This window comes from Bacillota bacterium (genome assembly GCA_013178045.1).
Classification (GTDB): domain Bacteria; phylum Bacillota; class Ch66; order Ch66; family Ch66; genus Ch66.
On record JABLXP010000002.1, the window covers coordinates 1 to 12,373 of the forward strand.

The 12,373-nt window shown below is 55.0% G+C and carries 13 protein-coding genes and 1 riboswitch; all 13 genes read left to right on the forward strand.

The features are described 5' to 3' along the window. Positions 1–117: 117 nt before the first annotated feature. Positions 118–789 (forward strand): epoxyqueuosine reductase, encoded by a 672-nt coding sequence (locus HPY81_01710; protein NPV26177.1) that lies wholly within the window; start codon positions 118–120, stop codon positions 787–789. Between the two features lie 47 nt (positions 790–836). Then, a complete protein-coding gene (locus tag HPY81_01715; GenBank protein NPV26178.1) occupies positions 837–1,376 on the forward strand; it encodes a YqeG family HAD IIIA-type phosphatase in 540 nt (179 codons plus the stop codon). A 62-nt stretch (positions 1,377–1,438) separates the two neighbouring features. Next, a complete protein-coding gene (locus tag HPY81_01720; protein NPV26179.1) occupies positions 1,439–2,338 on the forward strand; it encodes a shikimate dehydrogenase in 900 nt (299 codons plus the stop codon). A gap of 132 nt (positions 2,339–2,470) precedes the next feature. Beyond that, entirely contained in the window at positions 2,471–3,037 is a 567-nt protein-coding gene (locus HPY81_01725) for a MerR family transcriptional regulator (GenBank protein ID NPV26180.1), read from the forward strand. 18 nt (positions 3,038–3,055) lie between these two features. Continuing rightward, a complete protein-coding gene (locus tag HPY81_01730; protein ID NPV26181.1) occupies positions 3,056–3,523 on the forward strand; it encodes a type II transport protein in 468 nt (155 codons plus the stop codon). A gap of 105 nt (positions 3,524–3,628) precedes the next feature. Further along, complete coding sequence (gene aroC, locus HPY81_01735) at positions 3,629–4,786, forward strand: chorismate synthase (protein ID NPV26182.1); 1,158 nt, start codon at positions 3,629–3,631, stop codon at positions 4,784–4,786. Between the two features lie 3 nt (positions 4,787–4,789). Next, on the forward strand, positions 4,790–5,326 hold the full coding sequence (locus HPY81_01740; protein ID NPV26183.1) for a shikimate kinase: 537 nt from the start codon (positions 4,790–4,792) through the stop codon (positions 5,324–5,326). After that, on the forward strand, positions 5,307–6,401 hold the full coding sequence (locus HPY81_01745; GenBank protein NPV26184.1) for a 3-dehydroquinate synthase: 1,095 nt from the start codon (positions 5,307–5,309) through the stop codon (positions 6,399–6,401). Before HPY81_01740 ends, HPY81_01745 begins: the two co-directional genes overlap by 20 nt. 62 nt (positions 6,402–6,463) lie before the next feature. Beyond that, positions 6,464–8,176, forward strand: coding sequence for a type II secretion system ATPase GspE (gspE, locus tag HPY81_01750; GenBank protein NPV26185.1), 1,713 nt, complete (start codon positions 6,464–6,466; stop codon positions 8,174–8,176). 10 nt (positions 8,177–8,186) lie between these two features. Further along, entirely contained in the window at positions 8,187–9,254 is a 1,068-nt protein-coding gene (locus tag HPY81_01755) for a type IV pilus twitching motility protein PilT (GenBank protein ID NPV26186.1), read from the forward strand. Positions 9,255–9,273: 19 nt separating this feature from the next. Beyond that, complete coding sequence (locus HPY81_01760; GenBank protein ID NPV26187.1) at positions 9,274–10,506, forward strand: type II secretion system F family protein; 1,233 nt, start codon at positions 9,274–9,276, stop codon at positions 10,504–10,506. 269 nt (positions 10,507–10,775) lie between these two features. After that, positions 10,776–10,861: riboswitch (cyclic di-GMP riboswitch) on the forward strand. A gap of 42 nt (positions 10,862–10,903) precedes the next feature. Beyond that, positions 10,904–11,374, forward strand: coding sequence for a prepilin-type N-terminal cleavage/methylation domain-containing protein (locus tag HPY81_01765; GenBank protein ID NPV26188.1), 471 nt, complete (start codon positions 10,904–10,906; stop codon positions 11,372–11,374). A 148-nt stretch (positions 11,375–11,522) separates the two neighbouring features. Then, the gene (locus HPY81_01770) at positions 11,523–12,296 is read left to right on the forward strand and encodes a prepilin peptidase (GenBank protein ID NPV26189.1); all 774 of its coding nucleotides are present in this window, start codon (positions 11,523–11,525) and stop codon (positions 12,294–12,296) included. Positions 12,297–12,373: the final 77 nt, after the last annotated feature.

Below are 12,373 nucleotides of genomic sequence, written 5' to 3' on the forward strand. Positions count from 1 at the left end.
TCCGGGTGGGACTCCCGGGGCCGAGGTCTCCCTGTCACCCCAGGAAATATTTCAAACGGAGGTGTAAAGCCTGGTCATGGGGAGGCCGCTTAACTGGATTAAAAACAGTTAAGTTTTTTGAACCAGGAACTAACCATGAACCTGAAGAGTGAGCTGCGGGAAATCGCTTTTGCCAACGAGATGGATTATTTTGGGGTTGGCTCCGTCGACCGCTGGGCTAACGCTCCCGAAGGCCGCCGCCCCAATGACTTGCTGCCAGAGGCTAAATCGGTGATTGTGCTGGGGATACGTATTCCAGAAGGCGCGATTGAATCGAACCACCGAGCGTACGAGGGGCTTAGACACGGGATTTTTACCTACATGATTTTTGGTTACAACAAGCTTAATGAGAGACTTGATTTCGCGGCCATGAAGATTGCTCAGCACCTTGAGAGAAAAGCTAAGGTCAAAGCCTACCTCTTACCCTCCAGCATTCCGCGCGACGAGTACCTGATGATGGGCGAAATGTCGAATCGCCATGCTGCTGTCTGTGCCGGCCTAGCGGAGTTTGGTTGGAACGGCCTCGCCCTGACCCCAGAGGCTGGTCCCCGGGTCCGCTGGGTGCCAATATTAACGGAGGCGGAATTAGAACCTGATCCATTATATAACGGGCCGAAGCTTTGCGACCACAGCAAATGCAGTGTTTGCGTTGACATCTGCCCGGTCCATGCTCTAAGCGATGATCAGGCGGTGCAAGTAACTATTGGAGATCGTACATTCTCATACGCTTTGTTAAATAAACCGCAGTAGAATAAGATACAATAAATAAACAACGTGTCCCACAGGAGGGATTCGGTTTGCACCAGCTGCTTAAGCCGCACATGTTTGTCAATTCTGTCTCGGAGATAGCCCTGGATGCTCTAGAAAAGAAGGGGATTCGCGCCCTGATTATTGATCTCGATAATACGATCACCGAGTGGCAAGACGACCGACTTAGCCCGGAGGTTCTGGCCTGGTTTTCCCGTTTAAAAACCAGGGGGTTTTGCGTGTGTCTGGTTTCTAATAATAAAGAGAAACGGGTAGCCAGGGTGGCCCAGGTGCTGGATATCCCCTACATCTTCAAGGCGACGAAGCCCCGCCGTCGGGCCTTTCGTCAGGCAATGGTGATTCTCGGGACGAGTCCGGACGAGACGGCGGTGATCGGGGACCAGATCTTTACCGATGTGCTGGGCGGAAACCGACTTGGTCTGTTGACGATTCTGGTGGCCCCGATCAGTCGACGTGAATTTATTGGGACCAGGCTTATGCGCGTGATTGAAGGTTTAATAATCCGCCATTTCCTGAAAAACCATCCATGCCAGCAAGGCACAACCAGTAATGAAAATAAGTTTAGGTGATTGCAAAGGTCTGATTTTTTGCTACATTGGAATTATCAGGGACAAAGGTTGAATAAATTTTGATGGTACGTTATTTTGGAAAGGAGAGAAACCAGGAATTGCTATCGCTAACCGCCAATACCCGGCTGCTTGGTCTGCTCGGCTATCCGGTTGAACATTCCCTGTCGGCAGTGATGCACAACCGTGCTTTTACGCATTTGGGTTTAGACTGCGTCTATTTGCCTTTTTCTGTCCAGCCGGCCAATTTAGCTGCAGCCGTGGAAGCCATTCGGGCGCTCGGGATGCTGGGGGCCAATGTGACTATTCCCCACAAAGAAAAGGTCATGGATTATCTGGATGAGGTGACCGAGGATGCTCAGGCCGCCGGGGCTGTGAACACCATCCATCATCAGCGCGGGCGACTGGTGGGACACAATACCGATGGCCTCGGGTTTATTCGCTCAATGCAGGAGGAAACTGGCCTTTCTCCCCAAAAGAAAACTATTGTCTTGGTGGGAGCGGGCGGAGCGGCCCGCGGGGTTGGTGTCGCTTTGGGACGCAGCGGGGCCAGGTTGATCTACATCGCGAATCGCACCATAGAACGAGCGGCCAGGGTAGCGCAAGATATCCAGGACAATTCAGGAGTTTCCGTGGAAATAGTCGAACTGTCGCCGGTAAAACTAAAACCGGTCTTGGAGCAGGCGCAGATTCTGGTACATGCCTCTGCAGTCGGGATGCATCCCCACGCCGACGTGCCGCCACTGGTACCACCGGAACTGTTACACCAGGGACTACTGGTTTGTGACCTTGTCTACCGACCGCGGGAAACCTCGTTAATCAAGGCAGCCCAACAGCGCGGGTGCCGGGTTTTGCCGGGCTGGGGGATGCTGGTTTACCAGGGAGCAGCGGCCTTTGAACTGTGGCTTGGTCAGCCAGCTCCCGTCGAGGTGATGCGTGCTGCTGTCCTCGAACACCTTGGCTAGCGGCGGGGAAAGAAGTGAATTCCGTCGGAACATGAATGAATTTGTTGGAAAAAAATCCAGCAGATGGGAAGGAATTCTCCTCCCCGGGTGGAAGTAGAATTGAGGCTTTATATTTGTGGGGAGTGAGCAGATATGAGCGAGCAGTCGACTGGGAAAGCAGACGGTCAGAGTGGTAGCAATGCGCGGGTTAGAAGAACGATTAAACCGGTTGAAAAGAAGACAGAAACCTTAACGATTCAGCAAATGAGTCAAATCCTGCAGGTTGAGCCGAGCACCCTGCGGTTTTGGGAGAAGGAGTTTGCCGAATATCTGCATATAAATACCAAGGGAAAGCGGCGTCGCTACAACCAGCAACATTTAGAGATATTGACCCAGATTAAAGAGTTGCTACAAACCGAGCAATACACGATCAAGGGGGCAAAGCGGCGGCTGGAGCTTGACCGGTCTTTAGCTAGTGCCCTGGGGGTAGAAAATAATCTGAAGACCACGATTTTCTTCATGTTTTCGGCAATCATGCAGGAACTGCAGGCTGCCCGGGAAGAGAGCCGCCACCTGGCCCGTCAGCTGGAGTTGCTACGGAACGAAAAGACGGCGATCGAAGAGCGCCTGGCCGTGGAGCAGAGTAAGAGCCTGCTTGAATTCCTGCGGGATAAGTTTCAGGCCAGAAAGGGAGCAGAACCAGAGTTTACTGAACGCTAGTGAAACGAGGAGATGTACATGCTTGGCCCGACCAGGTCAACTGAAATGGGCTATACCTTTATTGAAGTAACTGCTGTGCTCTTGATCAGCAGTTTAATTTTTCTTTTAGTCGCCCCCAGGTTTGTTCATGGCTTGGCTGACTATCAGCTACAGAAGAGCGCGGAAGCTTTAGTCTGGCAGTTGCGTCATGAACGACAGGCGGCGATCGCCGAAGGAACAGCGCATCAAATCGAATTCTTTGTCTTTGGCAACAAGTATCGTCTTTTTCAGCCGACGCTGCGCGATGTTCCCCTGGATGCTGGTATTGAATACGCATATATTTCCCTGCCTAAAGATCAATTCGGTCGGCTCACCTTGATCTTCAATCCCTTAGGCACTCCCAATGTAGGCGGGACGATCGCCCTGAAGAACAAATACAATCAATATCGGTACGTGGTGGTCGCGCCAGTGATCGGTCGCGTGCGCCTGTCTGATACTCCTCCCTAAGCAGATTTAAACGGCGAGGAGAGAGGAATTTATCTGTCCAGGAAGGGAAAACTGCTGATGACGTGGAAGGAACATAACGACTAGTGTATAGAAAGGGTGAAGTCAGTGTTGCGTTTCTTAACCGCTGGCGAGTCCCACGGCCCATGCTTAACAGCCATCATTGAAGGAATGCCAGCTGGTCTGCCTATATCTACGGCAGAAATCAACGAGCAGTTAACCCGCCGTCAGGGGGGATACGGCCGTGGTGGGCGGATGTGCATTGAGCAGGACCAGGTGCAGATCTTGTCTGGAGTACGCGGGGGGCGGACCCTGGGCAGCCCGATTACTTTGTTGATCACTAATCGAGACTGGCCGAACTGGGCCGAGATCATGGCTCCTGAAACCGGTGCCCGGTTGGAAGAGCGGGTGGTCAGTCGGCCCCGACCTGGTCATGCTGATTTGAGCGGAGCGGTAAAGTACCGGCAGGCTGATATCCGGAATATCCTGGAAAGGGCCAGTGCGCGGGAAACTGCGGCCCGGGTCGCGGTAGGCAGTGTTGCCCGTCAGCTGTTGGCGACGCTGGAGATTGCTGTTGCGGGTTGGGTTGTCCGCATAGGCGGGGTTGATTATGCGGTGAGCGAATATACCCCGACACTGATCAAACAGGCGCGGCTGTCACCGGTTTACTGTCCCGATGCCGAGGCCAGCCAGCGGATGATGGTGGAGATCGACGCCGCTAAAGCGGCGGGGGACACCGTAGGCGGTTTGTTTGAAGTGGTGGTGTTTGGCTTGCCGATGGGTTTGGGCAGCCATGTGCACTGGGACCGGCGCTTGGACGGGAGGCTGGCTGGGGCCCTCATGAGCATTCCCGGTGTAAAAGGGGTGGAAGTCGGCCTGGGGTTTCGGGCGGCCCAACTTCACGGTTCGGCTGTTCATGACGAGATTTTTTACTCGCCGGAGCGTGGCTTCTACCGCGAAACGAATCGAGCCGGCGGGCTCGAGGGAGGGATGACCAACGGGGAACCGGTGGTGCTCCGGGCAGCCATGAAGCCGATTCCGACCCTGGTTAAGCCGCTGCGCAGCGTGGACCTGGTCACAAAAGAGCCGCAGGAGGCGGCCTTCGAACGGTCGGACGTTTGTGCCGTGCCGGCAGCCAGTGTGGTTGGGGAAGCGGTGGTAGCCTGGGAAATCGCGCAAGCCGTGGTGGAAAAATTTTCCCATGATACCCTGGCTGAGCTTGCAGAAAGCTGGGGAAAATACCGTGACTATCTGAGGCAGGTGTGACGCATGAATGACAATATCGTTCTGATCGGTTTTATGGGAACGGGAAAGACCGCCGTAGGACGGCGCCTGGCGAAGGAACTGGGTAAGAAGTTTATTGATACGGATAAAGAGGTGGAAAAAGCCACCGGGTTAACGGTGGCGCAGGTTTTTGCCAAATACGGGGAAACCCGCTTCCGTTCGGAAGAGGCTTTGGTGATCCGCAAGGTGGTGGAGGAGACCAACTGCGTGATTGCTGCCGGGGGTGGAGTTGTCCTGCGGCGGGAGAATGTCGAACTGCTGCGGTCAGCCGGGGTGGTGATCTGTCTGACTGCCGACCCGGCAGTGATTCACGAGCGGGTTAAACGGCGGAATAACCGTCCACTACTGAAAAAAGACAAGTCATTGAAACGGATCGAAGAGCTCTTGCGGGAGCGGAACGGCCTTTACCAGGTGGCCGACTACTACCTTGACACTACCCACGCCAGTGTGGAGGAATTGGTCCAACAGATCATCGACTATCTCAGACAAGGTGGTGGACAGAATGATCAGTCTACCCCTTAACCTGGGGCCTTCCAGTTACGAGATTTTGCTCGGACAGGGCCTGCTCGGTGACCTGGGAAAATTTCTCCAACCCCTGGTCACCGGCCGGCAGATCCTGGTGGTCAGTAACCCCACCGTGGCGGAACTGTACGGCCAACCGGTGGTGGACAGCCTGGCGCAGGCGGGATTCCAGGTGGTGACCGTCCTGGTACCAGACGGGGAAGAAGCTAAAAGTCTGACGGTCGCTGGTTCTCTGTATGACCGGCTGGTGGAGGCGCAGTTTGCCCGGGACTCGGTGGTGGTGGCCTTGGGCGGCGGAGTGGTTGGCGATCTGGCCGGCTTCATCGCGGCCACCTATCAGCGGGGCGTCAACTTTGTGCAGGTCCCGACCACCTTACTGGCCCAGGTAGACAGCAGTGTAGGAGGAAAGGTGGCGATCAACCATCAACGGGGGAAAAACCTGATCGGCGCTTTTTATCAACCCCGGCTGGTGGTTGCTGACCTAAATACTCTGAATACCCTGCCGCCGCGTGAGTTGCAGGCGGGGCTGGCCGAAGTAATCAAATACGGGGTGATCTGGGACGAAGACTTTTTTATTTTTTTAGAGGACCATTTACCCGCGATCCTGAACAAACGTCCTGCTGAATTATTGGAGGTTGTCCGGCGTTCGTGTGCCATCAAGGCGCAAGTGGTGGAACGGGATGAACGTGAACATGGCTTGCGGGCGATCTTGAACTTTGGCCACACCGTCGGCCACGCCGTCGAAACAGTCACGGGCTATCAGAAATATCGGCACGGCGAAGCTGTCGCCGTGGGCATGGCGGCGGCGGCCTACCTGGCAGAGGACCTGGGCCGGTGGAGTAGCAAAGAGACCACGCGGTTGATTGGCTTATTGAGAAGGACTGGATTGCCCACCGCTGTACCTGAGCTTGAACCGGCTGTCCTCCGCCGCGCTCTGGAACACGACAAAAAAATCGCCAGCGGCCAGATCCGCTTTGTTTTACCGCATCATTTGGGACGGGTGGAAGTGGTGGGGGGTCTGCCAGAAGCCGCCTTGATGGCGGCCCTGACGCGGGTTTGTTCGGTTGTTGGATAATTTCATAAAGCTCAGCAGGAAAAGGCGATTAAAGGGAGAAGAATTATTATTTACGTAAAGAAATTCGGGGTGATAGACTCTTGAGGCGGAAACTGCTCGGAGAGATCCTGAAAGAAGCCGGTTTGATCAAGCCAGAAGAACTGGAGGAAGCCCTCCAGGTCCAGCAGCAGACGGGAGAGCGGCTGGGAAAAGTGCTGGTCAAACTGGGATATGTGACTGAACAGCAGATCAATGAGGTCCTGGAATTCCAGCTGGGCATACCCCAGGTGGCCTTGCACCGCTATCACCTTGACCCACAGCTGGTGACCAGCCTGCCGGAACAGCTTGTCCGCCGGCACAAGGTCATCGCCCTGAAGAAAAACCAGAACCGCCTGACGGTCGCCATGGTTGATCCCTTAAACGTGGTGGCCATTGATGACCTGCGTCTGGCGACTGGCTGTGAGATCGAGCCGGTGATTGCCACGGAGGAAGAGGTAGACGCGGCCATCAAGCGGTATTTTGGCCTGGGTGATGACGTGGGCCGGGTACTGAAAAATTTTGTCGCCGCAGAAGACGCCCGGCCAGTGGAAGTGTACGCCCTCAACAGCGCCGAGGGGTTAGATGACGAAGCCCCGATCGTGCGGGCGGTCAACACCATTATTCAGCAGGCCATTAGCGAAAAGGTCAGCGATATTCATCTTGAAGCCCATGAGGGAAAAGTGCGCGTGCGTTACCGGAGCGATGGTGTCCTGCGCGATGTGATGGACCTACCCCGGCAGACTCATGCGTCATTAATTTCCCGCCTCAAGATCATGGCCAGGATGGACATTTCCGAAAAGCGGCTCCCGCAGGACGGCCGCATTCAGGTCAGGGTGGGGAATCGGACGGTGGACCTGCGGGTTTCCTCGATCCCGACTGTATTTGGTGAGAAGATCGCGATCCGCATCCTGGACAAGAGCAACCTGCTGTTGAAACTCAATCAGCTGGGATTCGAGCAAAGTAATTTACAAAAATTTAACCGCCTGATCAAACAATCGTATGGGATGATCCTGCTCACCGGTCCGACCGGCAGCGGGAAGACTACGACCTTATACGCGGCCCTAAGTGAAATCAACAGTCCTGAGAAAAATATCATCACCATTGAGGACCCGGTTGAGTACATCCTGCCGGGAATTAACCAGATCCAGGTTCTCCCAAAAGTTGGTCTGGATTTTGCCGCGGGTCTGCGGTCGATCTTGCGGCAGGACCCCGATGTGATCATGGTGGGGGAGATTCGGGACAGCGAAACGGCGGAGATCGCCGTGCGGGCGGCGACCACCGGCCACCTGGTTTTCAGCACCTTGCACACGAACGATGTGGCCGGCGCCGTTACCCGCCTGTTGGATATGGGAATTGAGCCGTTCCTGGTAGCTTCTTCCTTGACCGGGGTGGTTGCTCAGCGGCTGGTGCGGATGATCTGTCCTCAATGCCGGACCCCTTACGAACTGCCGCCGGATGCCCCGGAACGAGTCTTCGTCAATTTACCCACCGATAAGCCAGTGACTTTGTACCGCGGTCGTGGGTGTGGGTACTGCAACCAGACGGGCTACCGGGGACGGATGGCGATTCACGAGGTGCTGGTCCTGGGTAGCCGCGAGCGGCAACTGATTATCGAGAAAGCCCCAACCGAGACCATTCGGGAGGCAGCGGTGAGCCGCGGGATGGTCACACTCTGGGATGATGGCTTTAAGAAGGCGATGGATGGGCTAACTACTTTGCAGGAAGTGATTCGGGTGGCCAGTGGCGAGTTCAACTGAGGAGGGCAAGATGTTGATTCAGCACTTATTAGAGATGGTCATTGCCCAAAACGCTTCCGACCTGCACCTGACGGTGGGTGTGCCGCCGGTGCTGCGCATTGATGGGCACCTCACGCCTATTGAGAGTGAGGCGTTAACACCGGAACACACGGCCGAGCTGGCGAACCAGTTGTTTACGCCCAAACTGCGGGAAAAGTTCAACCAGGATGGCCAGGTGGATTTTTCCTATTCCCTGCCCCAGCGGGGGCGGTTTCGGGTGAATGTGTACAAACAGCGGGGCTGTACCGGGCTGGCCATTCGGCTGATTCCGTACCGGGTTCCGACTTTAGCAGAACTGGGTCTGCCCGAGGTGTTAAAGACGTTGACCAGGAGGCCCAAGGGCCTGGTGCTGGTCACCGGTCCGACGGGCAGCGGCAAATCAACCACCCTGGCGGCGATGATAGAGCAGATCAACACCGAACGTAGCGGGCATATTATCACTCTGGAAGACCCGATTGAGTATCTGCACCGGCACAAAAAGTGCGTTATCAACCAGCGGGAAATCGGGCTGGATACCCCGTCGTTCGCTCAGGGACTGCGGGCGGCGTTGCGTCAGGACCCCGACGTGATCCTGGTCGGCGAGATGCGCGACCTGGAAACGATCGCGACGGCGATAACGGCAGCAGAGACGGGACATTTGGTCCTGGCGACCCTGCATACGGTGGATGCGGCGCAGACGATTGACCGGATCATCGATGTTTTTCCGCCCAACCAGCAGCAGCAGATCCGGGTCCAACTGGCGGCCACGCTGCAGGGGGTGGTGGCCCAGCAACTATTGCCCCGGGCGGATGGCCGGGGACGGGTGGCCGCGCTGGAAATCATGCTGGTGACCCCGGCCATCAGAAACTTGATTCGGGAAGGGAAGACCCACCAGATCATTTCCAGCCTGCAGACCGGCGGAAAATTGGGGATGCAGACAATGGAACAGGCGCTGCGCAATTTGGTGCAGAGCGGCCTGGTGACGCGCGAGGAAGCGATGCTGCGGACCAATAATCTTGATGCCTTGACGAGTCTGCTTTCACCCCGGCCGCCATTCTGAGCAAGGAGCGTGGTGAACAGTGGCCCCGCAATACGTCTACAAGGTGCGCGACCGCGCCGGCCAGCCGTTTACCGGGAGCTTTGAAGCACCGAGCTGGCAGGATGTCGTCGAGCGCTTGCTGGCCAGCGATTATTTCATCGTGGACATCCGGGAAAAGCCGCGGCGCCTGTGGGAGATCGATATCCGGGAAATTGATTTCAAGCAATACCTGCAACCCCGGGTCAAGACAAAGGAGCTGGCTTTGTTCTGCCGTCAGCTGGCTACCCTGCTCAACACGGGCGTCCCGCTGTTGACCGGCCTGCAGCTCCAGGCCCAGCAGTTACCGAACAGCACCCTGCGGGAAACGGTCCGCGGGGTGATCCATGAACTGGAAGCCGGCCGAACCCTGGCGGAATCGCTGGGCAAATTTCCCCGGGTCTTCCCGCCGCTGTTTGTGCATATGGTGGAAGCGGGTGAGGTTGGGGGCGTCCTGGACAGTGTGCTGGAGCGGCTGGCCAGCCATTACGAAAAGGAGTACGACTTGAACGAGAAGGTTAAATCGGCGATGACTTATCCCGCGATTGTGCTGGTGGTAGCGCTCCTGGCGATCGGTTTTATGACCGGCTTTGTTTTGCCTACTTTTGCCACCATGCTGACTGGGCTGGGCACAGCGTTACCGCTGCCCACCAGACTGGTTTTGGGCTTCAGCCGTTTGGTGCAGCAATACTGGCTACCCCTACTCGGTTTAATTGCGGGCGTGGTGTTGGCGGGGTACCGGTACAGCCGCAGTCAGCGCGGCCAGGCCCGGTGGGATGAATTGATTCTGCGTCTGCCGGTGCTGGGGCAACTGCAGCAGAAGCTCCTGGTTTCCCGGTTTACCCGGACCCTGGGCACCCTCCTGCGCAGCGGTGTGCCCATCCTGCCGGCCCTGGAGGTGGTCAGGCGGACTACCGGTAATAAAACGGTGGACCGGGCCATCCAGGCCGCCCAGGAGAACGTGCGCGACGGTTTTGGCATCGCCGAACCGCTGGCCAGTTGCTGGGTTTTTCCTCCGCTGGCAATCCAGATGATCAAGGTGGGGGAAGAAAGCGGCGAACTTGATGCCCTCCTGGAGCGGATCAGTGATTTTTACGACCGCGAGGTTGATGCCCTGGCCAGCCGGCTGGCCTCGATGATCGAGCCGCTGCTGATTGTCGGCCTCGGTGGGATCATCGGCTTCATGATCATTTCGCTCCTGCTGCCGATGTTCAACCTGATCGGTGCGGTGAAGTAACCGGCGACTGTCGCAAGAAACAGGATAAAATGCGGGTGATTTTGGCAAAAAGTACTTTACAAAGTCGGAAATTTATGATTAATTAAAATTACAGAGCATTAATTATATACTTATACACATATACATACATTACACATATACATACATACACAGCATATTAATTTTATTTGCGTATTAATTATTAAAGTATATTAGAATATCAATAAGTATCAATCATAAAATTAATGAGGCTGGATTGGGAAAGTTGAATCTGAGGGGATTTGAAAAAAGGAAAAATTGGCGGCGAGGAAACTTCACCCATCACCTGGGCACCTGGGGTGGAGAGGAGCCAGTGGTGCAACCGGCCAATTTGGAATTATCAACACCAGTAAATTTTAGGAGGAAAGGGGGTGCAATGATGATTCGGAAATTGGCCAATATTTTTGCCCGCTGCCGGGAGGAAAAGGGCTTCACCCTGGTGGAACTGATGATCGTGGCGGTGATCATCGGGATTTTAGCGGCTATCGCCGTGCCCCAGTTTGTGAACGCCACGGACAAGGCGAAGGAGAGCCGGGTCCAGGCTGACCTGAAGATGATCGCCGATGCGCTGGAGCGGTATCAGGCTGCTCAACCCAACAGCAAATACCCAGCAACTGGTAGCATTTGGTCAGAACTGAATGGAACATATCTGAAAGGTGCATCTGGAACTGCGCTTGTAGATCCGTGGGGTCATGATTACCAATATGTAGCGGATACCAATAGAAAGCAATATATAGTTTATAGTTACGGCCCGGATGGTTTGTGTAGTACTGCCAGTGAACGCGAGGATGACTGGTATGTTATGCATAATAAGGGCGTAACAAAGGGAGACCATGTTCTAAGTTTCTAGACTAAATTTTTAGCGGTTAATGAATAAATAATAGTTAATTGCTAAACCAATCAGATTCAAACAAAGCAGGGTACAAGCCCTGCTTTAAACCATTCTTTTTAAGAAGGAGTTAATTTATAATAACATAACTGCTACCAGGAGCGTTACTATGCCCAATTGGCTTGACTATCCAAATTATCTCAACTATATCTTCATCTTCCTCCTCGGCCTGATCATCGGCAGTTTTCTCAATGTCTGCATCTACCGCCTCCCGCGGGGGGAGTCTATCGTGTTCCCGCCCTCCCACTGCCCCTACTGCCAGACCAGGCTGAAACCGTGGGAACTGGTACCAGTTATCAGCTGGCTGTGGCTGCGCGGCCGGTGCCATTATTGTGGAGAACCGGTTTCGTGGCGTTACCCGGCGGTAGAGTTGTTGACCGGCCTTATTTTTTTGCTTTTATTTGCCCGCCAGGGATTAACCTGGTCCCTGCTGGAGCAGCTTGTCCTGGCTTCGTTTTTGCTTGTGCTGACGATGATCGATCTTGAGCACTGCTTGTTGCCAGATAAGCTGACTATTTCGGGACTGATGGTGGGCTTTGCTTTCAGCGCTTTGACCCCGGGCGTTGGCTGGCGGTCTGCCCTGGTAGGCTTGCTCGTGGCGGGAGGCAGCCTCCTGCTTGTCGCGGTGGTCAGCCGGGGCGGTATGGGTGGGGGAGACATCAAGCTGGCGGCGATGATCGGGGCGTGGCTGGGCTGGCCCCAGGCGATCCTGGCGGTATTTTTGGCGTTCGTGGTGGGTGGTCTGGCAGGAATTTTGCTGCTGGTCACGAAAATAAAGTCGAGAAAAGACCTGATCCCTTTCGGGCCATTTCTGGCGGTGGGGACATTTATCGCCATGTTATGGGGGCAGGGGGTTGTTCGCTGGTATCTTTCCTTATTCTAAAATCTTCTGAATTCTGATATCTGCTGACCAAAAATATTGATCAATTTGAACAGCCGGGGATTAACTACGTAGCAACT

Coding starts and splice junctions, on each gene's coding strand:
- HPY81_01720 (NPV26179.1), top strand. CDS start 1,439: ATGGTACGTTATTTTGGAAAGGAGAGAAACCAGGAATTGCTATCGCTA.
- HPY81_01725 (NPV26180.1), top strand. CDS start 2,471: ATGAGCGAGCAGTCGACTGGGAAAGCAGACGGTCAGAGTGGTAGCAAT.
- HPY81_01730 (NPV26181.1), top strand. CDS start 3,056: ATGCTTGGCCCGACCAGGTCAACTGAAATGGGCTATACCTTTATTGAA.
- HPY81_01740 (NPV26183.1), top strand. CDS start 4,790: ATGAATGACAATATCGTTCTGATCGGTTTTATGGGAACGGGAAAGACC.
- HPY81_01745 (NPV26184.1), top strand. CDS start 5,307: ATGATCAGTCTACCCCTTAACCTGGGGCCTTCCAGTTACGAGATTTTG.
- HPY81_01755 (NPV26186.1), top strand. CDS start 8,187: ATGTTGATTCAGCACTTATTAGAGATGGTCATTGCCCAAAACGCTTCC.
- HPY81_01765 (NPV26188.1), top strand. CDS start 10,904: ATGATTCGGAAATTGGCCAATATTTTTGCCCGCTGCCGGGAGGAAAAG.
- HPY81_01770 (NPV26189.1), top strand. CDS start 11,523: ATGCCCAATTGGCTTGACTATCCAAATTATCTCAACTATATCTTCATC.